The sequence below is a fragment of the Nocardia thraciensis genome, assembly GCF_054782435.1.
In genome coordinates this window covers 37,238-61,564 of sequence record NZ_BAAGSM010000013.1, presented here as the reverse complement: position 1 = coordinate 61,564, position 24,327 = coordinate 37,238, and the positions used below count along the sequence as shown (strand labels likewise).

The 24,327-nt window shown below is 67.4% G+C and carries 27 protein-coding genes and 2 pseudogenes; 19 read left to right on the top strand and 10 right to left on the bottom strand.

The features are described from left to right. Positions 1 to 11 precede the first annotated feature (11 nt). Complete coding sequence (locus ACYVLQ_RS06900; protein WP_460696544.1) at positions 12 to 1,745, bottom strand: WXG100 family type VII secretion target; 1,734 nt, start codon at positions 1,743 to 1,745, stop codon at positions 12 to 14. 245 nt (positions 1,746 to 1,990) lie between these two features. On the opposite strand from ACYVLQ_RS06900, the gene ACYVLQ_RS06895 reads away from it, so the two are divergent. Genes ACYVLQ_RS06895 through ACYVLQ_RS06880 form a run of 4 tightly spaced genes read left to right on the top strand, consistent with a single transcriptional unit; the run spans position 1,991 to position 4,966 of the window. After that, on the top strand, positions 1,991 to 3,184 hold the full coding sequence (locus ACYVLQ_RS06895) for a phage tail tip lysozyme (protein ID WP_460696543.1): 1,194 nt from the start codon (positions 1,991 to 1,993) through the stop codon (positions 3,182 to 3,184). Positions 3,185 to 3,226: 42 nt separating this feature from the next. After that, a complete protein-coding gene (locus ACYVLQ_RS06890) occupies positions 3,227 to 3,865 on the top strand; it encodes an asparaginase domain-containing protein (RefSeq protein WP_460696542.1) in 639 nt (212 codons plus the stop codon). Between the two features lie 22 nt (positions 3,866 to 3,887). Next, complete coding sequence (locus ACYVLQ_RS06885) at positions 3,888 to 4,358, top strand: hypothetical protein (RefSeq protein WP_460696541.1); 471 nt, start codon at positions 3,888 to 3,890, stop codon at positions 4,356 to 4,358. A gap of 56 nt (positions 4,359 to 4,414) precedes the next feature. Continuing rightward, positions 4,415 to 4,966 carry a dihydrofolate reductase family protein gene (locus ACYVLQ_RS06880; protein ID WP_460696540.1) on the top strand — a complete coding sequence of 184 codons (552 nt, stop codon included), beginning with the start codon at positions 4,415 to 4,417 and terminating at the stop codon, positions 4,964 to 4,966. Here ACYVLQ_RS06880 and ACYVLQ_RS06875 read toward each other — a convergent pair. Beyond that, positions 4,929 to 6,320 carry an aminotransferase-like domain-containing protein gene (locus tag ACYVLQ_RS06875; RefSeq protein ID WP_460696539.1) on the bottom strand — a complete coding sequence of 464 codons (1,392 nt, stop codon included), beginning with the start codon at positions 6,318 to 6,320 and terminating at the stop codon, positions 4,929 to 4,931. The genes ACYVLQ_RS06880 and ACYVLQ_RS06875 overlap by 38 nt on opposite strands. A gap of 111 nt (positions 6,321 to 6,431) precedes the next feature. Between ACYVLQ_RS06875 and ACYVLQ_RS06870 the strand changes: the two genes are divergently transcribed. From ACYVLQ_RS06870 to ACYVLQ_RS06845, 6 genes are all read left to right on the top strand, one after another. Then, positions 6,432 to 7,280: a nitrilase-related carbon-nitrogen hydrolase gene (locus tag ACYVLQ_RS06870; RefSeq protein WP_460696538.1), complete on the top strand. Its 849-nt coding sequence runs from the start codon at positions 6,432 to 6,434 to the stop codon at positions 7,278 to 7,280. A 22-nt stretch (positions 7,281 to 7,302) separates the two neighbouring features. Beyond that, positions 7,303 to 8,724 (top strand): dihydropyrimidinase, encoded by a 1,422-nt coding sequence (gene hydA / locus ACYVLQ_RS06865; RefSeq protein ID WP_460696537.1) that lies wholly within the window; start codon positions 7,303 to 7,305, stop codon positions 8,722 to 8,724. A gap of 9 nt (positions 8,725 to 8,733) precedes the next feature. After that, positions 8,734 to 9,759 (top strand): TIGR03842 family LLM class F420-dependent oxidoreductase, encoded by a 1,026-nt coding sequence (locus tag ACYVLQ_RS06860; RefSeq protein WP_460696536.1) that lies wholly within the window; start codon positions 8,734 to 8,736, stop codon positions 9,757 to 9,759. Positions 9,760 to 9,895: 136 nt separating this feature from the next. Further along, complete coding sequence (locus tag ACYVLQ_RS06855; RefSeq protein WP_460696535.1) at positions 9,896 to 11,206, top strand: aminotransferase class III-fold pyridoxal phosphate-dependent enzyme; 1,311 nt, start codon at positions 9,896 to 9,898, stop codon at positions 11,204 to 11,206. Between the two features lie 32 nt (positions 11,207 to 11,238). After that, complete coding sequence (locus ACYVLQ_RS06850; protein WP_460696534.1) at positions 11,239 to 12,744, top strand: CoA-acylating methylmalonate-semialdehyde dehydrogenase; 1,506 nt, start codon at positions 11,239 to 11,241, stop codon at positions 12,742 to 12,744. Positions 12,745 to 12,760: 16 nt separating this feature from the next. Beyond that, positions 12,761 to 14,209: an NCS1 family nucleobase:cation symporter-1 gene (locus ACYVLQ_RS06845; protein ID WP_460696533.1), complete on the top strand. Its 1,449-nt coding sequence runs from the start codon at positions 12,761 to 12,763 to the stop codon at positions 14,207 to 14,209. 143 nt (positions 14,210 to 14,352) lie between these two features. On the opposite strand, the gene ACYVLQ_RS06840 is transcribed toward ACYVLQ_RS06845, so the two are convergent. After that, positions 14,353 to 14,787: an SSI family serine proteinase inhibitor gene (locus tag ACYVLQ_RS06840; RefSeq protein WP_460696532.1), complete on the bottom strand. Its 435-nt coding sequence runs from the start codon at positions 14,785 to 14,787 to the stop codon at positions 14,353 to 14,355. A gap of 230 nt (positions 14,788 to 15,017) precedes the next feature. Here ACYVLQ_RS06840 and ACYVLQ_RS06835 point away from each other — a divergent pair, with 230 nt between their 5' ends. Continuing rightward, positions 15,018 to 15,602, top strand: a complete 585-nt coding sequence (locus tag ACYVLQ_RS06835) for an SDR family oxidoreductase (protein ID WP_460696531.1) — start codon at positions 15,018 to 15,020, stop codon at positions 15,600 to 15,602. Positions 15,603 to 15,611: 9 nt separating this feature from the next. Here ACYVLQ_RS06835 and ACYVLQ_RS06830 read toward each other — a convergent pair whose 3' ends face one another. Further along, positions 15,612 to 16,787 (bottom strand): epoxide hydrolase family protein, encoded by a 1,176-nt coding sequence (locus ACYVLQ_RS06830; protein WP_460696530.1) that lies wholly within the window; start codon positions 16,785 to 16,787, stop codon positions 15,612 to 15,614. Between the two features lie 105 nt (positions 16,788 to 16,892). Here ACYVLQ_RS06830 and ACYVLQ_RS06825 point away from each other — a divergent pair, with 105 nt between their 5' ends. Continuing rightward, positions 16,893 to 17,468 (top strand): CGNR zinc finger domain-containing protein, encoded by a 576-nt coding sequence (locus tag ACYVLQ_RS06825; RefSeq protein ID WP_460696529.1) that lies wholly within the window; start codon positions 16,893 to 16,895, stop codon positions 17,466 to 17,468. A gap of 14 nt (positions 17,469 to 17,482) precedes the next feature. Here the strand turns inward: ACYVLQ_RS06825 and ACYVLQ_RS06820 are convergent, their stop codons facing one another. Beyond that, complete coding sequence (locus ACYVLQ_RS06820) at positions 17,483 to 17,686, bottom strand: hypothetical protein (protein ID WP_460696528.1); 204 nt, start codon at positions 17,684 to 17,686, stop codon at positions 17,483 to 17,485. 427 nt (positions 17,687 to 18,113) lie between these two features. On the opposite strand from ACYVLQ_RS06820, the gene ACYVLQ_RS06815 reads away from it, so the two are divergent. Genes ACYVLQ_RS06815 through ACYVLQ_RS06805 form a run of 3 tightly spaced genes read left to right on the top strand, consistent with a single transcriptional unit; the run spans position 18,114 to position 19,437 of the window. Continuing rightward, positions 18,114 to 19,046 (top strand): helix-turn-helix domain-containing protein, encoded by a 933-nt coding sequence (locus ACYVLQ_RS06815; RefSeq protein WP_460696527.1) that lies wholly within the window; start codon positions 18,114 to 18,116, stop codon positions 19,044 to 19,046. Further along, complete coding sequence (locus ACYVLQ_RS06810) at positions 19,000 to 19,209, top strand: DUF397 domain-containing protein (RefSeq protein ID WP_460696526.1); 210 nt, start codon at positions 19,000 to 19,002, stop codon at positions 19,207 to 19,209. The genes ACYVLQ_RS06815 and ACYVLQ_RS06810 overlap by 47 nt, the downstream gene beginning before the upstream one ends. Positions 19,210 to 19,227: 18 nt before the next feature. After that, the gene (locus ACYVLQ_RS06805) at positions 19,228 to 19,437 is read left to right on the top strand and encodes a DUF397 domain-containing protein (protein WP_460696525.1); all 210 of its coding nucleotides are present in this window, start codon (positions 19,228 to 19,230) and stop codon (positions 19,435 to 19,437) included. Here ACYVLQ_RS06805 and ACYVLQ_RS06800 read toward each other — a convergent pair. From ACYVLQ_RS06800 to ACYVLQ_RS06790, 3 genes are all read right to left on the bottom strand, one after another. Then, positions 19,434 to 19,853, bottom strand: coding sequence for a type II toxin-antitoxin system VapC family toxin (locus ACYVLQ_RS06800; RefSeq protein WP_460696524.1), 420 nt, complete (start codon positions 19,851 to 19,853; stop codon positions 19,434 to 19,436). The genes ACYVLQ_RS06805 and ACYVLQ_RS06800 overlap by 4 nt on opposite strands. Further along, positions 19,850 to 20,086 carry a FitA-like ribbon-helix-helix domain-containing protein gene (locus ACYVLQ_RS06795; protein ID WP_460696523.1) on the bottom strand — a complete coding sequence of 79 codons (237 nt, stop codon included), beginning with the start codon at positions 20,084 to 20,086 and terminating at the stop codon, positions 19,850 to 19,852. Before ACYVLQ_RS06795 ends, ACYVLQ_RS06800 begins: the two co-directional genes overlap by 4 nt. A gap of 76 nt (positions 20,087 to 20,162) precedes the next feature. Further along, a complete protein-coding gene (locus tag ACYVLQ_RS06790) occupies positions 20,163 to 20,588 on the bottom strand; it encodes a MerR family transcriptional regulator (protein ID WP_460696522.1) in 426 nt (141 codons plus the stop codon). A gap of 78 nt (positions 20,589 to 20,666) precedes the next feature. Between ACYVLQ_RS06790 and ACYVLQ_RS06785 the strand changes: the two are divergent. The 3 genes and pseudogenes from ACYVLQ_RS06785 to ACYVLQ_RS06775 form a co-directional block, all read left to right on the top strand. Next, positions 20,667 to 20,981, top strand: a pseudogene (locus tag ACYVLQ_RS06785) (FAD-dependent oxidoreductase); the annotation flags it as partial. 64 nt (positions 20,982 to 21,045) lie between these two features. Beyond that, positions 21,046 to 21,231, top strand: a pseudogene (locus tag ACYVLQ_RS06780) (FAD-dependent monooxygenase); the annotation flags it as partial. A gap of 93 nt (positions 21,232 to 21,324) precedes the next feature. Next, the gene (locus ACYVLQ_RS06775) at positions 21,325 to 21,810 is read left to right on the top strand and encodes an aromatic-ring hydroxylase C-terminal domain-containing protein (RefSeq protein ID WP_460696591.1); all 486 of its coding nucleotides are present in this window, start codon (positions 21,325 to 21,327) and stop codon (positions 21,808 to 21,810) included. A 2-nt stretch (positions 21,811 to 21,812) separates the two neighbouring features. Here the strand turns inward: ACYVLQ_RS06775 and ACYVLQ_RS06770 are convergent, their stop codons facing one another. Both ACYVLQ_RS06770 and ACYVLQ_RS06765 read right to left on the bottom strand, forming a co-directional pair. Further along, positions 21,813 to 22,553, bottom strand: coding sequence for a phosphotransferase family protein (locus ACYVLQ_RS06770; RefSeq protein WP_460696521.1), 741 nt, complete (start codon positions 22,551 to 22,553; stop codon positions 21,813 to 21,815). A gap of 180 nt (positions 22,554 to 22,733) precedes the next feature. Further along, positions 22,734 to 23,657: an NmrA/HSCARG family protein gene (locus ACYVLQ_RS06765; RefSeq protein ID WP_460696520.1), complete on the bottom strand. Its 924-nt coding sequence runs from the start codon at positions 23,655 to 23,657 to the stop codon at positions 22,734 to 22,736. Between the two features lie 99 nt (positions 23,658 to 23,756). On the opposite strand from ACYVLQ_RS06765, the gene ACYVLQ_RS06760 reads away from it, so the two are divergent. Next, on the top strand, positions 23,757 to 24,323 hold the full coding sequence (locus ACYVLQ_RS06760) for a TetR/AcrR family transcriptional regulator (protein WP_460696519.1): 567 nt from the start codon (positions 23,757 to 23,759) through the stop codon (positions 24,321 to 24,323). Positions 24,324 to 24,327 lie beyond the last annotated feature (4 nt).

Here is a 24,327-nt window from a genome sequence, read left to right as displayed (position 1 = left end):
ACACCTCGAAATCACCGGCGAACCGAAACACTCGCGGGGGACCTCGAATCTACCGAGGAAGGTGGCCGGGGGTGGGGATAGTCCTTACTGCTGGTGGGAAGGTCGTGGCTCCCGGGCCGGACCGGGGCCTGCGACATCATCACGAGTGTGCGGTGCAGAACCTTCGCCGGACCACTGGCTCGGGCGCCCCTCGATTCCACCGCGGCGAACGCTTCGGTCAGCGCCCGCGCGGGGACGAAGACACCCTGTTCGAAGCAGTCGTCACCGAGTTGGGCACGCCATCGCTTGTAGCCGCCGACCACCTGGGCCAGTGTCTCGCCCTGCGCGCCGTGCACTCGCAGATACTCGGTGATCAGGGCGCGCTGCGCCTCCTTACGCGCGCGGAACCCGCCCGTGAGGTCGACGGCGGCACCCAGCTCCCGCAGTATCGTCGTGTACATGGGGCGGTGCGGGGGAGCGTCCTGCACGGTCGCCGGGCGCTTGTCGGCCAGCAGCCCGGGATTGACCGCGGCGGTACGAGCCAGCACGATCCAGGGCGCTGCGATCTTCGATGCCGTTGCCGCGCCGCGGTTCTCGAGGGCGTGCAGCGTATTCGTCACCTCGGTGATCTCGATCCCGCGCAGGACCGCGGGGCACCGCGCCAGCACGGTGTCGACGGCATCGGCGATGTCCTGAACAGTGCTCGCCTCGATACCCGCCGACTCGAACCCGACGATGTTCAGGCCGTGCCGGGCGGCCATCTCCCGGGCGATCCTCATCGCCTCGGCGTCGGTCGGCTTGTTCGTCCGGGGCGGTGACACCCGTGGTTTCGAGCGGCGGCCGGGACGGTCTCGCCGCGGCTCGTCCGGCTTCTTCCCGCCGGGCGGGCGGTTCGGCGCCTGCGGCGGCGACACCCGCGGCGGTGTTTCGTTCGCGGGGGTGGGCGCCGGGGCCGGTGGCCTGGACCACGGCGTGCCCGACTTGTTCTGGGACCACGGCGATTCCGCCGCCGAACGACCGGCGGGTGCGCGCCCGTCCGCGGTCGACGGCGCGTTCGGCCGCTTGCCCGCCGGGGAGTGCTGTTGTCTCGCGGGATCTCCGGTCGTGGACGGCGTCTGTGACGCGGCGTCCGGAGGTAGGCCCTCGGCCCGATCGCCGGGAGCGTCGGTGTCGGGAGCCTCCGAATTCGACGGGTCGTCCGACCGGCCGGGATTCGGCGACTGCTGGGCAGCGGGACCGGGGTCCGTGTTGCGGCCGGAGTCGGCGGCGGGGACGGAGCCTGGAGGGTTCGTGGACTCCGGACGCGGGTTCGGTTCGCTTGCCGGGCGCTCGGAGGCGCTCGGCTGCGGTGTGGGATCGCCTGTGGGATCGGGGTATTCGGACGGTTCCGGTCGCGGCGCAGGATCCGCGAACGGGTTCGAGGTGGGCGGTGCCGCGCTGTCACGAGCGAGGGGGATCGCGTCCCGGACGTGCTGCCCGCCGCCGCGATCCTGGTTCTCGAACTCATCGGCCGACTTGGCCAGGTTGGCGCTCATCGCCCGCAGCTCTGCGACGAGGTCTTCCAGACCTTCCAGGCCGCGTTCGGAATCCGGTTCGTAACTCTTCGCGAATGTTTCGCCCAGTTCGTCGTCGCCCCAGCAGCGACCCTCGGTGGCGATGATCGTTCGCATCTCCCGCAGCATCTGTTCGGTCTCGTCGGCTTGCTGCTTCAATTCCGCTGCGGAGGCACGTAATTCGGCCGGGTCGACCGACAGGGAGTCGCTCACAAAGCCCCTCGGGTAGCGTCGCGCGGCGTGCGGAGATAATGGCACCGACCGGATCCGGGTTCGATTGTGGTCCACCGGGGGAGTCGGCTGTCCGCGCTGATAATCCCAGTCGTGGGAATACCGCGCCCGCGGACAACGCGCTGAGCGTTCCCACGCCCGGGAACATTCGATAATCAGCGCATGTCGATGCTGTCTACCCGGGTGAGAGCGTCGACAGTGTCCGTCCGGGTGAGAGCGAGGCGCCGATGAGCCCCAAGGTACTGGGGGATCTGGATCCGCTTCCGGGCTGCGCACCCGAGGGGTTGAAGGCATGGTTCGACAAGGGCGAGATGATTATCAAGGCCCAGACCCACGATCTGGGTTCCGGCACACCCTCCAAGGCTCCCAACCTGCGTGAGCGGTTGAGTAAGGAGGGAATTACCAAGCCCGAGGACCGGTCGGAGATGGTCGACAAGTACGGCGACCACAAGGACGAGATAGAGAAGGCCACGAAGGGCATCCACGACAAGGACGACGACATCGCCCTCCGTACCGACGGGATCGGCGAGGTCGTTACGAACGCCTACAGCGCCATCGGCACCTCGGTGAAGGAGCTCAACGGGAAGATCCAGGCCGCCCATGACGTCAAGAAGGAGGACGTGCTCGACAGCGAGGGAAAGCCGGCGAAGGATGAGAACGGCAACCCCAAGCAGAAATTGCCCCAGTGGATGGTCGACAAACTTTTCAACGGTCTCTGGGAGACGTTGGACACGACCTACAAGAACGTCAGCGGGATCACGGACAAAGTAGCGGCCGAGGCGGTCAAAATCCGCAAAGAAGCTCCGGAAGTGCCGCCTGTGGGTAATGGCAACACCGGTGGCGGTGTGGGTGGTACCGGCGGCGGGGGCGGCACCGGCGGCGGGGGAGCGACTCCGGTGTCGGCGCAGGATTACGGCGGTGGTATCGGTGGCGGCGCGCCGAGCGGCGACCTGAAGTCCGGACAGGCCCACGAGACCGCGATGGCCATGATCGACTATCTCGTCAAAGAGCACAAATTCACGCCGGCGCAAGCAGCGGGCATCGTCGCGAATGCCTGGCACGAGTCGAAGTTCAATCTCAATGCCGGCGGCGACCTTCGGAATGGTCAACCGACAGCCCACGGCCTGTTCCAGTGGCGTTTCGATCGGCACACCGGATTCAAGAACCACGCGGCCAACTCGGAGTATGGCGAGGGCGACTGGCGAACCCATCTCGATTACATGGTCAAGGAACTGCGCGGCGGAGGGTATCAGCAGGCCAATAACATCGTGAACGCGAACCCGGACAACCCCAGTGCCGTGGCAGCGGGTTTCGACCATCACTATGAGAAGAGCGCCGGATTGAGTACCGGCAGTCGGAAGGCGGATGCGATCGAACTGCTGAAGTCCTACAACAGCAAGTCCGCGAACGTCGCCGTCTAGGTGCGGGTGCCATTATCATTCCGGAAACCGGAAGGAATTGATATGGCGCGCTCAACGGTGATTCGTCTCTTCGGACTGGCGCTGGGCGTCGCACTGATCGCGGGGTGCGCCGCCGACCCGCCGAAACCGGCTGACACCAGCGGTAACACGGTATCCGCCACACCGCCGCCGCCCGCCCCCGGAGCGCTGCCGCGCATCGCGATCCTGGCCACCGGCGGCACCATCGCGGGCAAGTCCACGCCGGGTGCGGGCGTCGGGTACACCGCGGGCCAGGCCAGCGCGCAGGATCTGGTCGACGCCGTGCCCGGGATCGACAAGATCGCGACACTGCAGCCCGAGCAGATCGCCAATGTCGGCAGTCAGGATATGACCGAGGAGATCTGGCTGACCCTGGCCCGCCGGATCAACCAGCTCTTCGCCGACAATGCCGCGGACGGGGTGGTGGTCACGCACGGCACCGACACCATCGAGGAGACCGCGTTCTTCCTCGACAATGTCGTCGGCGGCGATAAGCCGGTCGTGCTCGCGGGGGCCATGCGACCGGCCACCGCGCTGAGCGCCACCCCGCCCGGTGTCCCGGCTGTAGTCACCGTACAGTGTTCGCAAGTTCCGTTCGATCCCGCGACCGAACAGCGCCGTACGGGCCTGATCTGGGAAGATGTCCGCAGCCCGACGAGGTGAGTTGGGGACGAAGGAGCGGCACGTGCGATACGTCGACCTCGACGCGACAGTGGGCGAGCTGACCGGGGTCATCAGCCCCACGGAGTACCTGAACCGACTGCCCTCGTTCGTCGAGAAGCTCCCCGAGGGGGCCCGATCGTTCGCGACCGACGCGGAGCACTACGACTTCTACGGCAAGCGATGTGTGAAGGACCTGAAACTCGAGTCCGTCGAAATATGCGGCGGCGACATCGAACTCCGGTTTCGGCACAACTGCTGGAAGCACGAGGAAGATCTGCACATTCGGTATGTGGGCGTCTCCGGCTTCGACATCGACGCTCCCGGCGGCGAGTGGCGCAACCTCGGTGGCGTGATCTTGGACGAGGTGCTGCCCGGCGCGGTCGGCTGCACGCACGAGATCGCCTTCCGCCCGGGAACACTCACGGTGACCTGTCGCGACCTGACGGCCACCTGGGTGGAGGCCGACTGCCCCGAGAAGCCCCGGCCGAGCTGAGCTGATCGGTGCGCCCGGCACCGATGAGTTTCGGATGCCCGAGTCGTCTACCCGATATGAGGAGACTGATCTACCCGTTCGGTGTATCCCTGGACGGCTACGTCAACGACCGCGACGGCACCATCGACTGGACCGATCCGGACGACGAACTGCACCAGTTTCACAACGACCGCTTCCGCGCGCACGAGATCTCACTGCACGGGCGGCGCATGTACGAGCTGATGGCCGAGTACTGGCCGCACGTGCGCGAGGACGCGCCGCCCATCGAGCGTGAGTTCGGCAGGCTGTGGACGGAGAAGCCGAAGGTCGTCTTCTCCCGCACTCTCGCCGAGGTCCACTGGAACAGCACGCTGGTCAGCGAGAACGCGGTCGAGGAGGTCCGCCGGCTCAAGGCCGAGGGCGACGGCGTCATGGAGGTCGGCGGCGCGATCCTCGCGGCCTCCCTGATACCGCACGGGCTCATCGACGAGTACCACATGTTCGTGTGCCCCGTGGTGCTCGGCGGCGGCACGCCGATGTTCCCGCCGCTGGACAAGCGCATTCCGGTCCGGCTCGCCGAGACGCGGCAGTTCAAGACCGCGGTGCTGCTGCGGTATGTCGCGGACTGAGGGAGAAGTAGTCCGACTGCCGTGACTGCGTCGTCGCGGCCAATATGCGGGCCACCTCCTCGCTCCCGTCGGCGAGCGGCGCCACCGTCACCCGGACCGCCTGGGGGTGCCTGCCCCGGGTGTCGGTGCAGAACGGGCCGCCGGGCGCGACGCGAATACCGTTGGCCGCCAAATGAACCAGTGTCGTCCGTTCGTCGGAGACCGGCACCCAGACGTTGAGCCCCTCGCCGTCGCCGACCGGCGCTCCGTGGCGGCGCAGGGCGTCGACGAAGGTGCGGCGGCGGATGCGGTACTGCTCGCGGGCGTTGTCGACCGCGCGGGTGGCGGTGTCGTCGCGCAGCAGTTCGTAGAGCAGTCGCTGCAGGATCCGCGGCGTCCACCCCGGCCCCAGCATGCGCGTGGCCACGACCCGGTCGATCACCTCCTCCGGCCCGGACAGCGCCGCGATCCGCAGGTCGGGGCCGTGTGATTTGGAGTAGCTGCGCACGTGCAGCACCTGATCCGGCAGCCACCGGCCGATGCTCAGGTCCGCGGTCGGCACGATGCGCCCCGAGTGGTCGTCCTCGACGATCATGCAGCGATGTTCACTGCGGCGCAGGATGTCCGCCAGCTCCCGGATCCGCTCGGCGGTCATCGAAGCGCCGGTGGGATTCTGCGCCCGGGGCTGGATGATCGCGGCGGCGGGGGCCAGGGCGAGGGCCCGCTCGAAATCGTCGGGAAGTATGCCGTGCTCGTCCATCGCCACCGGAACAGGTTGCGCGCCAATGGATTCCAGATAGTCCAGGAAGTGCGGAAAGGTCGGGTTCTCCACGATCACCCGGTCGCCGTAGCGGACCACGGCGCGCAGCCCGCGTGCGACCGCGTCCATCGCCCCGTCGACCACCGTGAGCCCGCCCGAGGTGGTCGGCCAGTCGGCCTGCAGCAGCCGCCCGAGTTCGGGGACCACGGGGGCCTGGTGATAGTCCGTGGGCTCGGCGCTGAGCGCGACGTGCGCGAGCAGCGGTCCCAGTTCGGGCAGCAAGGTCGGATCCGGTGTGCCCAGCGACAGATCCAGCCGGGCGTCCCCGGTATCGGTGACCATCCGCGCGGTGCGCGCCGGGGCGGGGCGGTGCTCCGAGGCCGCGGGCTCGGCGACGAAAGTGCCACTGCGGCCGCGTGATACGACCAGACCTGCCTGCGCGAGCGCCTTCCACCCGTGACTCACAGTCGCCGGGCTCACGCCCAGCTGACCCGACAGCTCCCGCACCGTCGGCAGCCGGTCCCCGGGCCGCAGCTCGCCGCTGCGGATCATCCGGGCGATGGCGCCCGCGATGCCTGCGGGGGTCGGGTCATCGATCTGTATCGGTCTGCTCATTTCCGCCTCGGGAATCGGTGTAGCAGGTTTACACTTCCGGCACTCGCTGAAATATTCAGGAAATGTTCACCATGCAGAATAACAAAATCGAGCGAGGCAGGAGATCTACTGGTGACCACGATCAAGGCAGCCATCACCCAGGCCACATGGACCGGCGACAAGGAGTCCATGCTGGCCAAGCATGAGAAGTTCGTCGAGACAGCCGCCGCCGCGGGCGTGCAGGTGATCTGCTTCCAGGAGCTGTTCTACGGGCCGTATTTCGGAAACGTTCAGGACAAGAAGTACTACGAGTACGCCGAATCCGTCCCCGGGCCGACCACGGAGCGCTTTGCGGAGCTGGCACGCAGGCACAACATGGTGATCGTGCTGCCGGTGTACGAGGAGGAGCAGCCGGGCGTCCTGTACAACACCGCCGCGGTGATCGACGCCGATGGCAGCTACCTGGGCAAATACCGCAAGCATCATATCCCGCACCTGCCGAGCTTCTGGGAGAAGTTCTACTTCCGGCCCGGCAATCTCGGCTATCCGGTGTTCGACACCGCGGCGGGCAAGGTCGGCGTCTACATCTGCTACGACCGGCACTTCCCGGAGGGCTGGCGCGCGCTGGGCCTCGGCGGCGCGGAGCTGGTGTTCAACCCGTCGGCGACGAAACCCGGTCTGTCCAACCGTCTCTGGGAGCTGGAGCAGCCCGCCGCGGCGGCCGCCAACCAGTACTTCATCGCCGCCAACAACCGGATCGGCACGGAGACCGACGAATTCGGCGACGCGGCCGTGACCTTCTACGGCAGTTCTTATTTCGTGGATCCGCGCGGCAACTACGTCGGCGAGGTCGCCTCCACCGGCACCGAGGAGTTGGTCGTCCGCGAGATCGACCTGGGCGTGGTCCGCGAGGTGCGCGGCGACTGGCAGTTCTACCGCGATCGCCGCCCGGACTCCTACGACTCCATCGTCGCCCCCTGATCGACAGAAGGAAACGCGCAGTATGGCAACAACTTTGATCACCGGGGGCACGGTCGTCTCGTCGACCGGCAGGGGCGCCGCCGACATCCTCATCGACGGCGAGCGCATCGTCGCACTGCTGGAGCCCGGCTCCACCGTGCTCGGCGCGAACCTGGCCGAGACCGCCGACACCGTCATCGACGCCACCGGCAAATACGTCGTCCCCGGCGGCATCGACGCGCACACTCACATGTCGATGCCGTTCGGGGGCACTACGGCCGCAGACGATTTCGAGACCGGGACCCGGGCCGCGGCCTGGGGCGGCACGACCACGATCATCGACTTCGCGGTGCAGAAGTTCGGCGAGCGCCTACAGGACAGCCTGCAGACCTGGCACGAGATGGCGGCGGGGCAGTGCGCGATCGACTACGGCTTCCACCAGATCGTCGGCGACGTCGACAAGGCCTCGCTGCGGGCGCTGCGGGACCTGCCCGGCGAGGGCATCACCAGCTTCAAACTGTTCATGGCCTATCCGGGCGTGTTCTACAGCGACGACGCGCAGATCCTGCGGGCCATGCAGGTCGGCGCCGACACCGGCCTGATGACGATGATGCACGCCGAGAACGGGCCCGCCATCGACGTGCTGGTGAGCCAGCTGCTCGAGCAGGGCAAGACCGATCCGTACTACCACGGTATCGCGCGGGCCTGGCAGCTCGAGGAGGAGGCGACGCACCGCGCGATCATGCTCGCCGATCTGACCGGCGCCCCACTGTATGTCGTGCACGTATCCGCGAAACAGGCCGTGGCGCAGCTTGCTTCGGCGCGCGATCGCGGGCGCAACGTCTTCGGCGAGACCTGCCCGCAGTATCTGTACCTGTCGCTGGAGGATCAACTCGGCGCGCCGGGGTTCGAGGGCGCCAAGTGGGTGTGCTCGACGCCGCTGCGGTCCAAGCACGAGCACCATCAGGACTATATGTGGCAGGCGTTGCGCACCAACGACGTTCAGATGGTCGCCACCGACCACTGTCCCTTCTGCATGAAGGGGCAGAAGGATATGGGCGTCGGTGACTTCTCCAAGATTCCCAACGGCATCGGCTCGGTGGAGCACCGCATGGACCTGATGTACCAGGGCGTGGTGGACGGCAAGATCACCCTGGAGCGGTGGGTCGAGATCACCTCCACGACTCCGGCGCGGATGTTCGGGCTGTACGGCCGCAAGGGCGTGCTCGCGCCCGGCGCCGACGCCGACGTCGTGGTCTACGACCCGGTCGGGCACACCTCCATCGGGCTGGGCAAGACCCATCACATGAACATGGACCACTCCGCCTGGGAGGGCTACGAGATCGACGGCCGCGTCGACACGGTGCTCTCGCGGGGGAAGGTCGTCGTCGGCGGAGGCGAGTATCTCGGCCGCAAGGGCGACGGGCGGTTCGTCCGCCGCGATCCCTGCCAGTACCTGATCTAGGAGACACGCATGCAATTCGGAGCGGTGCTGCAGTGCGACCCGCCCTCGGCGCGCACGGTGCAGCTGGCGAAACTCGCTGAGGCACACGGTTTCAGCCACGTGTGGACCTTCGACTCGCACGTGCTGTGGCAGGAGCCGTACGTGCTCTACAGCCGAATCCTGAACGAGACCAAGCGGATCACGGTCGGGCCCATGGTGACCAATCCCGCGACCCGGGACTGGGCGGTGACCGCCTCCACCTACGCGACCCTGAACGAGGCGTACGGCAATCGCACCATTTGCGGGATCGGCCGGGGCGATTCGGCCGTGCGCGTGGGCGGCGGCAGACCGACGTCCCTGGCGACGCTGCGCGAATCCATCAGGGTAATAAAGGAATTGGCAAACTCGCGGCCGGTGGAGGTGGGCGACCGTGTGCTGCAGTTCCCGTGGAGCATCGGCTCGACGCTCGACGTGTGGGTGGCCGCCTACGGTCCGAAAGCCTTGGCGCTCACCGGCGAAGTGGCCGACGGGTTCATCCTGCAGCTGGCCGACCTCGATATCGCCGAGTGGATGATCCGCACGGTGAAGGATGCGGCCGCCGCGGCGGGACGCGATCCGGACGCGGTGAAAATCTGTGTCGCGGCACCGATGTACGTCGGCACGGACCTGAAACACATGCGCGACCAGTGCCGCTGGTTCGGCGGCATGGTCGGCAACCACGTCGCCGACATCGTCGCCCGCTACGGCGCCGAGGGCGGTATCCCGCAGGCCCTGACCGACTACATCGCCGACCGCGAAGGTTACGACTACAACCAACACGGCCGAGCCGGAAACACCCACGCCGACTTCGTCTCCGACGACATAGTCGACCGCTTCTGCCTCCTCGGCGCCCCCGAGGACCACATCGCCAAGCTGCGCCGCCTGGCCGACCTGGGCGTCGACCAGTTCGCGGGCTACCTGCAACACGACAACAAGGAAGAAACCCTACGCGTCTACGGCGAAACCATCATCCCCCAACTGGCACCGTCGATCACGGCAACGAAGGGCACGCTATGAGTGACCACACACCTCGCTCCGCAGCCACCTCCCCTCGTCCCTCCGGCGCCGCCTCACCAAGTTTTTCCGGCACGCTTTTCGCCGGAATCGAGAGGGGGACAGGTACTTCCGTTCACGTCGCTGAGAGAGGAGCAGCATGACTAGCACGCAGATCGATCTGGACGCACGCGCGTATGAGCTGGATCGCGCACACGTCTTTCATTCCTGGTCGGCGCAGGGGGCGTTGGATCCTCTGGTCATCGCGGGTGGCAGCGGGACCCGGGTGTGGGACCATGCCGGGCGCGAGTACCTCGACTTCGCCAGTCAGATGGTGAATGTCAATGTGGGACACCAGCATCCGGCGGTGACAGCGGCGATCGCCGCCCAGGCCGCGCAGCTGACCACCATCGCCCCCGCGACCGCCAACCTGGCGAGAGGTGAAGCCGCGCAGCGGATCACCGCGCTCGCGCCGGAGGGGTTCGACAAGGTCTTCTTCACCAACGGTGGCGCCGACGCCAACGAGAACGCCATCCGGATGGCGCGCCTGCACACCGGGCGGGACAAGGTCCTGTCGACTTACCGCTCCTACCACGGCAATACGGGTGCCGCGGTGGTCGCAACCGGCGACTGGCGGCGCATGCCGAACGAGTACGCGCGCGGGCACGTCCACTTCTTCGGGCCGTACCTCTACCGCAGCGAGTTCTGGTCGGAATCGCCCGAGCAGGAGTGCGAGCGCGCCCTGCACCACCTGGCGCGCGTGGTGCAATGTGAAGGGCCGCAACGGATCGCGGCGATCCTGCTGGAGAGCGTGCCGGGCACCGCGGGCATTCTGGTGCCGCCGCCGGGCTATCTGGCCGGTGTCCGCGAGATCGCCGACCGCTACGGCATCGTGCTGATTCTCGACGAGGTGATGTCCGGATTCGGTCGCACCGGACGCTGGTTCGCCTTCGAGGGCCACGATGTGGTGCCCGACTTGATCACCTTCGCCAAGGGCGTCAACTCCGGCTACGTGCCGGTCGGCGGCGTCATCGTATCCGACGCTGTGGCAAGGACTTTCGATGACCAGGTGTTCCCCGGCGGCCTCACCTACAGCGGGCACCCGCTGGCGTGCGCCTCGATCGTGGCCGCGCTCGACGCGATGGCGGAGGAACGGATCGTCGAGAACGCCGAGCGCATCGGGCGGGAGGCGATCGGCCCGGCGCTCGCGGCCCTGGCCCGGGACTTCCCGGTGATCGGCGAGGTCCGCGGCGAGGGGGTGTTCTGGGCCCTCGAGCTGGTGGTCGACCGCGACACCCGCGAACCCGTGCCCGCGGCCGCCATGGCGCGAATCAAATCCGGGCTGGTGGCCCGCGGCGTGCTGCCGTTCGGGGCCGACAACCGCATTCACGTGGTGCCGCCGTGCGTGGTGACCGCCGCCGAGGTCGACACCGCGATGCGCGCGTTCCGCGACGTACTGACCGCACTGTGATCGAAGATGCTGTGAAGGAGAGTGAGACGACGATGACGTCGACGACCACCGACATTCTGGACCACTGGGTCGACGGCAAGCCCTGGTCGGGCGAATCCGACCGTGTCGCACCGGTTTTCGACCCCGCACTGGGCACGCGGCAGCGCTCGGTGCGGATGGCGAGCGCGACCGATGTCAGCGCGGCGGTGGCCTCCGCCGCCGCGGCCCTGCCCGCCTGGCGCGAGGCCTCGGTCGCCACCCGCAGCCGCTTCCTGCTGACCTTCCGGGAACTGCTCAACGCCCGCAAGGACGAGCTGGCGCGGATCCTCACCGCCGAGCACGGCAAGGTGCTCAGCGACGCCGCGGGTGAGATCGCCCGCGGCCTCGAGGTGGTCGAATTCGCCCTGTCCATGCCGCATCTGACCAAGGGTGAGTTCAGCCAGAACGCCTCCACCGGCGTGGACGTGTACTCGGTGCGGGAACCGGTCGGGGTGGTCGGGATCATCACCCCCTTCAACTTCCCGGCCATGGTGCCGCTGTGGTTCTTCCCGATCGCGATCGCGGCCGGGAACACGGTGGTGCTGAAGCCGAGCGAGAAGGATCCGTCGGCCTCGAATTGGCTTGCGGCCCTTGCCATCGAAGCGGGCCTCCCGGCCGGTGTGCTGAACGTGGTGCACGGCGACAAGGAAGCGGTCGACGCCCTGCTGGTGCACCCGGACGTGGCCGCGATCTCGTTCGTCGGCTCGACCCCCATCGCGCGCTACGTCTACCAGACCGCCGCCGCGCACGACAAGCGCGTGCAGGCGCTGGGCGGCGCGAAGAACCATATGCTGGTGCTGCCCGACGCGGACCTGGATCTGGCCGCCGACGCCGCCGTGAACGCCGGGTTCGGTTCGGCGGGGGAGCGGTGCATGGCGGTGAGCGTGGTGCTGGCGGTGGACTCCGTCGCCGACGAACTGGTCGCGAAGATCGCCGAACGCATGGGCGGCCTGCGCACCGGCGACGGCCGTCGCGGCTGCGACATGGGTCCGCTGATCACCCGCGCGCACCGCGACACAGTGGCCGGATACCTCGACGTTGCCGCCCGCGATGGCGCGGACGTCGTGGTCGACGGGCGTGCCGTGCAGCCGGATGGCGCCGCGGACGGATTCTGGCTGGGCCCCACTCTGATCGACAACGTCTCGACCGGCTCGCAGGTGTATCGCGACGAGATCTTCGGCCCCGTGCTGTCGGTGGTGCGGGTCGGCGGTTTCGAGCAGGGCGTGGAATTGATCAACGCGTCACCGTACGGCAACGGCGTCGCCATCTTCACCAATGACGGTGGCGCTGCACGACGGTTCCAACGGCAGGTGACCGTCGGGATGATCGGCGTCAACGTGCCCATTCCGGTTCCGGTGGCCTATCACAGTTTCGGCGGATGGAAGGCGTCGATCTTCGGCGATGCCAAGGCCTACGGGCCCGCGGGCTTCGCATTCTTCACCCGCGAGAAGGCCGTGACGTCGCGCTGGCTGGACCCCAGCCACGGCGGCATCAATCTCGGATTCCCGCAGAACAGTTAGAGAACAAGGAAATTCGATGACAGAAACCCAGGTCCGGGAGCCCGCGGGCACACCCGAAAGTTCGGTGCTGGTCAACAGCGATCTGTTGCCCACCACCAAGGAAACCGCAGTCTGGCGCACCTGGGACCTCTTCTGTCTCTGGATGACCTCGGCGCACAGCATCGGTAGTTACGGGTTCGCCGTCGGCATGCTCGCACTGGGCATGACCGGCTGGCAGACCATGCTGGCGCTGTTCGCCGGGGTCCTGCTGCTCTGGCTGGGCAGCAACCTCATCGGCGTCGCGGGCCAGCGGGTGGGTGTGCCGTTCCCGGTCTTCGCCCGCGGCGCCTTCGGGGTGTTCGGCGCCAATATCCCGGCGCTGCTCCGGGCGCTGGTGGCGGTGTTCTGGTACGGCATCCAGACCTATCTGGCCTCCACCGCGATCATCGTCCTGCTGCTGCGGGTCGCTCCCGGGCTGGAGTCCTGGACCACCTCGACCTTCCTGGGATTGTCTGCGCTGGGCTGGATTTCGTTCCTGGCGCTGTGGACGGTGCAGCTGCTGATCATCACCTACGGCATGGACGTCGTGCGCAAGGCGTCGGATTTCGCGGGCCCGGTGGTATGGATCGGCATGATCGCGCTGGCCGTCTGGATTCTCGGAAAGGCCGACTGGAGCATCGATTTCGGTGCGCGCAGCGGTGCGGCGCTGAGCGGCGGGCAGACCGTGTCGGCGTTCATCGGTGTGGCGTTCCTGATGGTGGCGTTCATGGCCGGGCCGTTGGTCAACTACGCCGACTTCGCTCGCTTCTCGCCGAGCAAGCAGGCGATCCTGCGGGGCAATGCGTGGGGCATCCCGTTCAACGAGACCGCGTTCGTGGTGATTTCGATCGTGATCTCGCTGGCGACGCTGAAGGTGTACGGCGAGATCCTCTCGGACCCGGTCGAACTCGTCGCTCACGTGGAGAGCGATACGATCGTCATCATCGCCGCGGCGCTGTTCGCGATCGCCACCGTCGGCATCAACGTGGTGCTGAACTTCGTCTCGCCGTCCTACGACATCTCCAATGCCGCGCCGAAATATATCTCCTTCCGTACCGGCGGCATCATCACGGCGGTGCTGTCCATCCTGGTGATGCCATGGAAGCTGTGGGCCAACCAGGATTTCATCGTCAACTTCCTCGGCGGCGTCGGCGCGCTCATGGGCCCTGTCTTCGGCATCCTCGTCGTCGACTACTACCTGGTGCGACGTCGCCGCACGGAGGTCTCCGAGCTGTATTCGGCTGTCCCGCAAGGCAGTTACTACTACACCCGCGGCTTCAACCCGCGTGCGCTCATCGCCCTGCTGATCTCGGGCGTGGTCGGTGTGGCGGTAGCCCTGGTCCCGGATTCCCAGTCGGTGACCGCACTGTCCTGGCCCGCGGGCGCCCTCCTCGGCGCAGGAATCATGTACGCCCTGAGCACGGGTCGCCGCGCCCCGGAGCAGTGAGCCCAGGCCCCCGGTCATCCCGGGGTATGGAGGTCGGGTTCTCGTCGTTCCGGGTATTGAGGTCCGGCCCCGTCGTCCCGGGTATTGAGGTCCGGCCTTCGTCATCCCGGCGGAGCCGGGACCCGGTCCCACATTCGCGCAGATCAGACGTCGAATACGGACTTGGTGGTCGCCTGCATGACGCACCGGTTGGAGAAGGTGCCGTAGTCGGCCAAGGGGGCGCCGTGCCAGGTGCCGCCGATGGTGGCGACGAGCGGGTCGAAATTCTGCGGGCAGATGGCCGGATCGGGGACGTCGGTCAGCGCCCGGAGGTTCCCGTTCGCCGCCTCCAGTTCAGCACAGGCCAGTTCCGCCCGGGGATGGTTGCCGCCGACCGCGGGCCCACAGGTCAGAGTCGCGATTCTGACACCGAGATGTGTTGCCTCCGGGGCGATCTCACGAACGGTGAGCACAAGCGCCGAGGGTGCGGGCGAGTCGGTGTAGGCCCGCGCCGGTGCCGCCCCCAGCGCCAGCTCCACCGCCGCGATCGCGACGAATGCCGCCTGACCCGGCGATGCGCGGGTGAACGTCTTCCGCATGGCGCGACCGTAGCCCGCGGGATGCGTCGTGGTCCACGCCTATCGACCGTGCTGCCCGTATCGCCGCGATGCCACAGCGGCGGCGGCACTCGTGGATCCCCGCGCGGAGCGCTGGAGTTCCCGGTCACGCTTGACTTCGAGTGCCCTCCAGGTTGAACACTGTGTTCCATGGCCTCGATCAACGCATCACCCGCCGCCGGACATTCGTCCGTGCCGAGGGGAGAATCATCATGACCGTCCACGGCAAGGTCGTCGTCGTCACCGGGGCCAGCAGCGGAATCGGCGAAGCCACAGCGCGCCACCTCGCCGCTCGCGGCGCGGCCGTCGTCCTCGGAGCCCGCCGCACCGACCGGCTGGACCGGGTGGTCGCCGATCTCGATGTCGACGGCTGGTCGGCAATGGTCGACGTGAACGTCAAGGGCATCCTGCACGGGATCGCCGCGGCCCTGCCGGTCTTGCGCCGTCAGGGCAGTGGCCACCTCGTCACCGTCGTCTCGACCTCGGGCCTGAAAATCGTTCCCGCGCAAGCGGTGTACGCCGGGACCAAGAACGCGGTGCGCACGCTCCTGGAGGGGCTGCGGCAGGAGAGCACCGACGGGATGTTGCGAACCACGTCGATCTCCCCGGGTTATGTCCGCACCGAACTCATCGACCACGCCGTCGACGATCCGGCCGTGCGCGAACAGGCCAGGCGGAATATGGCCGATCTCGGTATCGATCCCGCGGCCGTGGCCCGGGCGATCGCCTTCGTCATCGACCAGCCCGAGGATGTGGAAATCGGCGACCTGACGATCCGCCCGACCCGTCAGGGCTGAGCCGCCCGCTCACCGATGCGCGGCGAGCACGGCCGCGAAACCTTCTCGCACGTCCTCGACGAAATACTCGGGAACCTCCAGCGACGGGAAGTGTCCCCCGAATTCGGGCGCCCGCCAAGTGACGATCTGCCGGAACCGCTCCTGAGCCCAAGGGCGCGGGCACTTCTCGATATCGCGGGGATACACGCTGAGCGCCGACGGGACGTCGACCCGGAGTTCGGGGTCGAGCGAATTGTGGCTTTCGTAGTAGATGCGCGCGGCCGACGCGCCGGTCGCCGTCAGCCAGTACAGGGTGACGTTGTCGAGAAACCGGTCTCGGGAAATAGTCTCGAACGGGCTGTCCCCGGTATCCGTCCATTCGGCGAACTTGTCGAGAATCCAGGCGAGCAGCCCGACCGGTGAGTCCACGAGCGAGTAGCCGATGGTCTGCGGCCGGGCCGCCTGCTGCTTCGCGAACGCCGAGTGGCGGGTATGCCAGAAGGCACGGCTTTCCTCGGTCCAGCGGCGCTCGGTGGCGGTCAGCCCCTCCGTCGTCAACCCGGGCGGCGCCTGCGGGGTCAAATTGTGGACGCCGAGCACGTGTTCCGGGTACCTGCCGCCGAGGATTGTGGTGATCACGCCGCCCCAGTCGCCGCCGTGGGCCGCGAACTCGCGGTAGCCGAGCCTGTCCATCAGTTCCACCCACGCGGCCGCGATCGTTTCGATGCCCCATCCGGTGGTGGTCGGCTTGTCGCTGTAACCGAAGCCGGGCAGCGACGGGGCCACGACGTGGAACGCCGGAGCGTCGGCGTCCCTCGGATTCGCCAGTTCGTCTATGACGTCGACGAATTCGGCGACGCTGCCCGGCCAGCCGTGCGTCATGATCAGCGGAATGGCGTCCGGCCGCGCCGATGGGCGGTGCAGGAAGTGGATTCCCAGACCATCGATGGTCGTGCGGAACTGGCCGATCCTGTCGAGGCGCTTTTCGAACGCTCGCCAGTCGTATTCGGTGCGCCAGTAGTGCACGAGCTCGATGAGGTCGGCGAGGGGAACGCCCTGATCCCAGCGTCGGGGGCCGGGCGCGGCGCCATGAACCGTCTCGACTTCCGGCAGTCGCGCCGCGGCCAATCGCGCCCGCAGATCGTCGAGGTCGGCGTCGGTCGCGTGGGCTTCGAATGCCTGCACGTCATCGGTAGGTCGGTCCATGGTATGTGCTCCTGATCTCTGCGGAACCGGCTTTGACAGTTCAGAACCGGCTAAGATGGTTCTAACACGCGACCGTGCCGATATGCAACCAGCTAAGGTGGTTCCATGAGCGCTGGGTTTCCCGACTTCCGCCTGGGCGCCGTGCTGGCGACGAGCTTCACGGGGACGCTGTCGGAGCGTCATGGCAACGCCGTGGAGCGCATCCCCACGCCGCAGCGGCTCGTCGACTGGCTGGCGGTGTACGGCCTCGCCGTGGACTCCTGCACTCCCGCCCAGCTCGAACTCGCTCGGGAGCTGCGGGAGGCGATTCACTCCGCCGCGACGGCCGCCGCGGTCGGGGACCCGCTCCCGGCGGCGGCCGTCCGGGTCATCAACGACCGCAGCATCGCGGGGCGAGCGGCGGCCGTCCTGTCGCACGAGGGCGATCGGCGGTGGCGGCTCGGCTCGGATTCCTCCGTGGAGGACGCCTTGGGCGTCATCGCCGCCGACGCGATCAGCATCATCGCCGGCGAACGCGACGGGAAATTGGCGCTGTGTGCATCGCCGACTTGCCGGGCCGCCTTCTTCGACACCAGCCAGAGCCGCACCCGCAGATGGTGCGATATGAACACGTGCGGGAACAAGCAGAAGAAGGCCCGTTTCAACGCCACCCGGCGCGAGCAGCCGGCCTCGGCGAAATAGCTACGGAGAGAGGGTTATTCGTCGAGCCAGGTGTCTATCTGCTCGAGGGTTGTGGCGGTGTGGAGGGGGAGGCCGTCGGCGAGGTCGAGCAGGCGCCATTCGTGCGGTGGGCGTGGGTCGCGCACGAGTTGATAACCGGCGCGGCGCGATCGGAGCATCAGCCGCCGGACGCGCATCGATTCCGGGTCGGGCGGGACCGGCCGCAGGTGCCGGTTCACTGTCCGAATCCGAAATGCGGAACATCCGCTGGCACCAACCTTTTCGCGTCGATGAGACGTTTCTTCGCGTATCTCTTGGCGGGGCAGATGGTGAGCGGGCAATCGCGGTGAACCTGCATCACCGCGTGGGATTCTTCGACGGTCCAGCTGTGGTCGGGCGGCGGTGCCTCATGGTTGGCCAGGACCGGATGCAGTTGGGGCAACAATGGTTGTGCTCCTTTGGGTTATCCATCGAGATCGCTACTCGCGCAATGGTTTCGGGGACTCCCGTTCCGGGATTCGGGTATACATAGAACACACCGAGAAGCGTTGCTGTGCAACACTCGGGAGCGAATGTCCGAGGAAAAATTCACGCGGTTCGAGTAGCGCGTGAATTCCTGTTCGAGTAACAACGCGCTTTCTGAAACGAGCCCAGGAGGCCCACCCGATGACACCCCCCAAGCCCGACCCGAATGTGGCTCGCCGCATGCTCGGCCTCACCTTGGAGGCGATGCGTAAGAAGCAAGGCATCACTCGCGAGAATGCTGCGGATGCCATCGCGATCGCGAGATCCACGCTCTGGAAGATCGAGACGGGCCAGCACGCCCGCCTGAACCCGGTCCTGATGAAGCATCTGTGCGAGCTGTACGAGGCGACGCCGAAGGAGATCCAGGTCGTCCTGGAACTGGTGAAGGAGACGAGGGCGACGGGCTGGTGGCAGGCGTTCTCAGAGGATGCGATCCCCAAGGAGTTCGGGTTGTTCGTGAGTTTGGAGGACGCGGCCGAACGGATCACGTCGTACCAGACCTCTTTCATCCCTGGGCTTTTGCACACGACCGACTACCGGCGGGCGCTGAGCTGGGTCGAGTTCCCGCACAAGCCCACCGATGAGCACGAACGAATGTTGGAAGTTGCTATGAAGCGTCGGGAGAGGCTGACCAGCGAGGAAAAGCCGCTGGCTCTGAACGTGTTGATCGATGAGACCGCGTTGCGCAGGACCACCGGCAATGCATCGATCATGGCGGCCCAGTTGCATCACCTGGCGGAGTTGGGATCGCTCCGCAACGTGTCGATTCGTGTCGTCCCGCTATCGGCAGGGACTTATCGCGGCTTGACGATCGGTACGTTCGTGATCCTGGACTTCCCACCACATCCGAAGGCCCAGTTGGCGATGCGCCCGGTCGTGTACGTCCAGGGGTTCCTCGGTGATCTGTACCTCGAGCGGCCAGAGGAGGTCCGACAGTATCGTGAGGTATGTGCCGGTATCGAACGACTGGCGCTGGATGAGGCCGACAGCCGCGCTCTTATCCTGAACATCGCAAAGGAGTTGCCGCGTGAACGTAGACCCGACTCGAGCGCAGTGGTTCAAGAGCACTCGTAGCACCGCATCCAAAGACTGTGTGGAGGTTGCGTTCCTCGACGAGGGCTTGGTCGGCGTCCGCGACTCGAAGAACCCGTCGGGCCCGGCCCTGGTGTTCACCCCTGCCGAGTGGGATGCTTTCACCACAGGTATTGCCAGCGAGGATTCCATCCCACCCGCATAGCCAATTGGAGTGTGGCGCATGAATGTAGACCTGACCCGCGCGCAGTGGTTCAAGAGCACCCGCAGCTCAGGCTCCAAGGACTGTGTTGAGGTCGCGTTCCTTGACCGGGGCCTGGTGGGTGTTCGCGACTCGAAGAACTCGTCGGGCCCGGCCCTGGTGTTCACCCCCGCCGAATGGGACGCCTTCACCGCGCGAATCACCAACGCGGAGTTCGGTACTTCGGCCTAGGTAGCCGAACGATCGAGGAGGACGAGGCTCACGTTGGGCGCCGCCTGTTCGGCAGCTTTGGCGAGCCGGGCGTCGAATGTGACGAGGGGAGCGTCGTGGACCGTAGCGATGGCCAGGTAGGCGGCGTCGTGGATCGAGGCACTGTGGCGCATGGCCCAAACCGCTTGCAACAGAGCGATATCGGTTCCGATGTAGTCGATCTGCACGGCGGTCAACGCTCCGAATGCCGCGTCGGCATCCGTGGCGGTGAGGAAGCCGCCGAGTACGGCTTTGTGCAGTGTGCGCAAGACGTCGAGGGGCATGTGCGCGGGAGCCACCCAGTCGTCGTCGGTGAGCATCGCCGCGCGTGCGGCGTCGCCCTGTGTCGTCGGGCTGGACAACGCCATGACCATGACGTTGGCATCGACAACGATCACTCGTCGTCCTCGCGTCCGCTCCGAATCTCATCGACGACGTCGTCGGCGCTCAGGGACAGGCTCCGGCGGCCAACCAGGCTCTCGAGAAGATGCTTGTTGCGCTCGGCACGGAATTCGCGCTCCAGCAGGGCACGCAGGTAGACCTGGGTCGACTGGCCGCGAGCCGCGGCTCGGGCGGCGATCGCGTCCCGTACCTCCTCGGGTACGTCCTTGATCTGAATAGCAACAGGCATGCCACCAGTCTACATGCGCATGGCATGTGCATGCTCTCTGGCGCCACAGGGGGAACCGTCGAACGACGTGGGTGTGTCAGAGGTCCTCGAGGGCTCGCGTGACTGTGTCGTCCAATTCGTCACGCAGGTAGGAGCATTGCCGGACAGGGTCGTCGGCTGGGCATTCGAGGATGTGACGGAGGGTGTCGCGGGCGGCGATCAGGTGGGTGATCTGCCGGTCGAGTTCCTCGATGGTGGTGGTGAGGATGTCTCGCCCGGAGGGTGTGCTCGTGGGCGGCGGGTCGGCGAGCAGGGCGGCGGTATCGGGGAGGTTGACCAGTCCGTGGTGGTGCAGCCGTTGGATCAGGGCCAGACGGCTCAGCTGGGTGTGGCTGTAGTAGCGGACGGTCCCGCGGCGTCCGGCGGGGGTGAGCAGGCCGATCTGGTCGTAGTAGCGCAGCGTGGACACGCGCAGGCCGAAGCAGCGCGCGACATGGCTGATGGAGTAGTGGTCGTCGTTCACCTCTCCAGCTTGCGCTAAAGCTGGCTTCAGCGTGCAGGGTTGGCGCCGGAACCTGATGACCGGCGAGAGGAGCCAGCTGTGAACGCGGAAAACGATGTGGATGTCCTGGTGGTGGGGGCGGGGCCGGTGGGATTGTCGACCGCGTTGTTCCTGGCGCGCCAGGGTGTGCGGGCGATGGTGGTGGACAAGCGGTCGTCGACGTTCCCGCATCACCGGGCGGGGGCGAGCCTGCGCACGCTGGAGATTTTCCGATCGTTCGGGCTCGGCGACGAGATGGCGCGGCTGGGCTGGCGGACCTGGGGGGCGTTGCGGGCGGTGGTGAAGGACACCGCGTTCGGTGCTGAGCTGGCGCGGATCGATCTGCCGGATCGGTTCTCCCAGCGACTGGAGACGTGTAGCCCGTTCGATTCCCGTTTGGTGCCCCAGGGCGAGCTGGAAGCGGTGATCCTGGCGGAGCCGGGTATTCCTGGCCGGGGACTCCGCACACGTGCAGACCTCGGCGGGTGGGCTGGGCATGAACACCGGCATCCAGGACGGCCACAACCTGGCCTGGAAACTCGCGGCGGTGCTGCACGGCCGCGCCGACCCCGCGCTACTGGACAGCTACGAGCCCGAGCGCCGTGCCGCGGCGCGGGCGTCGCTTGCCTTGTCACGCAGCCTGTCTTATGGATTCGCCGACCGGGACGCCGACCCCGCCGGTTGGTACGACCGCATCGGCGTCGAGTACCTGCGAGCGATGATGTTCTACCGCTACCGGTCGGCCGCGGTCGTGGACGGAGATCAGCTCGAGCGGTCGACCGCGGACAGCGACGCGCTGTCGGTGCTGACCGACGTCGCGCTGCCCGGTTATCGGCTGCCGCATCTGTGGCTCGATCCCGAGCGCCGGTGCTCCACGATCGATCTGGCCGGTCCGGGATGGCTGCTGCTGACCGGTAGGGAGGCAGCGGGGTGGGAGGCGGTGGCCGCCGCCGTCGCCACGGCGTACGGGATCGACCTGCGGGTGCGCGCGCTGCCCGACCCGCACGGGTCGACCGGCGAGACGGAATCGGAGAACAGAACGGCCGCGGGGCTGGCGGCGACCGGCGCCGTGCTGGTGCGGCCGGACGGATTCGTCGCCTGGCATGCCTCCGATGTGGGAAGCAGCAATGGTGAGGGTCTCGGCGATGCTGTCGGGGCGATCCTGGGACGAGACCGCAGCGCGCCCGGAGGCCTCGGGAGGTGAGCTCACATTTGGGATTTCAGCACGTCGACCTCGCCGCCCGGCGTCGACGGGTCGTATCCGTGCTCGATGAGCCAGCGGAGCCCGAGCAGGCTTCGCAGCGACCACCATGCGCGGATCACGTCGAGCTCGACATCGGCGCCGTAGCCCGCGAGGACGTCGGGAAGGTGCTCCTGGTGTCCGAGGGTCAGGGTGGCGAGGTCGCGCAGGGCATCGCCGTGGCCCGCCTCGGACCAGTCGAGCACGCCGGTGACCTCGTCGCCATCGACGAATACGTGGCAGACCTGCAGATCGCCGTGCGTGAACACCGGCGTCCACGGCCGGAGCGCGGCCTCGGCGATGCGGCGGTTGCGGGTGACCACCTCGGCGGACAGGACGCCGTTGGCGATGATCCATTCGCATTCGCCGTCCAGCTCCGACATGCTGTGGTCGGGGTTTCGACCGGGCCATGGCGGCGGCGGCGCGTCGTGCAGCTTCCGCACGGCGGCGCCCGCCGCGGCCCACGCCGCCGCCGACGCGGTCGACGGCTCGCAGAGGCGGCCGAGCGCCGTCCCCGGGAGGGCGGCGAGGGCGAGGACGGGCGGCTTGTGCCACAGCACTTCCGGAGTCGGAATCGGCGCCATGGCCATCGCCTCCACCTCGACGGCGGCGCGTCCCCGATCGGCGTCGACCTTCAGGAACACGTTGCCCACCCGTAGGGTCGCACGCTCGTGGTGAGCGACGACCACCTCGACCTCCTCGTCCACGCCGATCATTGTCGCGGGCCAGCCAGCATCGATGCCACGGGTTTTCGCCCGCGACCCGACCTGGCCTCGAAATCCGAAACCTCCGCCGGCCCACGTTCATGGATTTCGCCCATCGACGGCAGCCGCGATTGCTCGGTGAGCAACTCTCCGGGGCGGTACCCGCGAGCGGGTCGTGGTGGCTCAGGCCTTGGGGCCCATGTACTTTCGCGCCCAATCATCGAAGCTGGTGAGCGGGATGCCGAAGTCGGTGGCGTACTGGGGGCGGGCAGGCTGGCCCGCCACGTTCAGCCAGGCGAGCCCGGCGCCCATGGGCGGCATTCCGGCGGCGAGGGCCTGTTCCTCGGTCATATCCGGAGCGGACACGGACGTACCCAGCGCGCGGGACAGGACTTCGGCGATCTCGGTCATCGAGAGATAGTCGCTCGCCAGCTCCAGTTCGACACCGTCGAATTGCTCGGGCGCGGTGACGGCCGCGGCGGCCGCGCACCCGATGTCGTCCACCGCGATCAAAGACAGCCGAGTCCCGGGTTCGATGACGCTCACCAACCCGCCCTCGATGCCGCGCGGGAACATGTACGCCATGGACGGGAGGAAGTTTTCCATGAACGTCCCCGGTTTGAGCAGCGTCCAATGCGGGAATCCCGCGGCGCGGACGCGGTCTTGGAGCGCGGCCTTGGTAGACATGGACGCCTCCAACGCAACCCAGCGCCCCTCCTCCCAGCCGGGCATGTCGGTGTGCTGACCGGCGCCGCTCACGGAGGTGTGGACGAACTGCGGCACCCCCGCCGCCTTCGCCCCCTCGATGAGGTTGACCCCCTGGGCGAACTCGCCATCGAAATCCACTCCCGCCGAGGTGAATTCGGGCATCTGCACGGAGAACACCGCGCGGGCGCCCGCGGCCGCGCGGATCACCGACTCACGGTCGTGCAGATCGCCGGTGACCAGTTCGGCCCCCTGTGCCTCGACGGCCTTGGCTCGGTCGGTCGCCGGGTCGCGCACCAGGGCACGGACCCGAACTCCCGCCGCGAGTAGTGCGCGGGCGGTGGCGCCGCCCTGCTTGCCGGTGGCGCCGGTCACCAGAACCGGTGCGGAAGGTGCGGACATGATGCTCCTCTAGTGCTCGACATAAACGGCGGGGCCCGCCATTTACCTTCGGCTACGATATGGCGGGCCCCGCCGTTTAGCAACCCTGGAGGTGATGGCATGCCCGAGCGTCAGCGTGCCGACGCCCGTCGCAACTACGCGCATGTCCTCGCCGTGGCGGAGCAGGAGATCGCCGCCCACGGCCCCGCCGCGTCTCTGGAGCAGATCGCCCGCGTCGCTGGGGTCGGCTCGGCGACCGTGCGCCGTCACTTCCCGACCCGCCGCGCGCTGCTGGAAGCGGTGTCCCACAAGCGAATCGCGGCACTGTGTGAGCGCGCCCGCGAACTGGCCGGTGCGCAGGACAGCCGGGCCGCGCTGCTGGAGTGGCTGGGCGACGTGGTCGCCTACTGCGTGAGCGCGCGAGGGTTGGCGGTCGCGCTGTCCTACGACAGCGCCGGAGCGGACCCCGCGCACGACAACGCGTGTTCCGCCGCCCTGGAGAAGGCGGGAAATCCCTTGCTGCACCGAGCAGTACGCGAGGGAAAGGTTTCGACCAGCGCCACGGTTTCCGACCTGATCACCCTGATCGTAGGCATAACCCTCGCCACCGAGCACGCCCCGGACCCCGCCGACCACGCGGGCCGGCTCTTCCGGCTGGCGGTAGCGGGACTAGAGCCATCACGGTGACGAC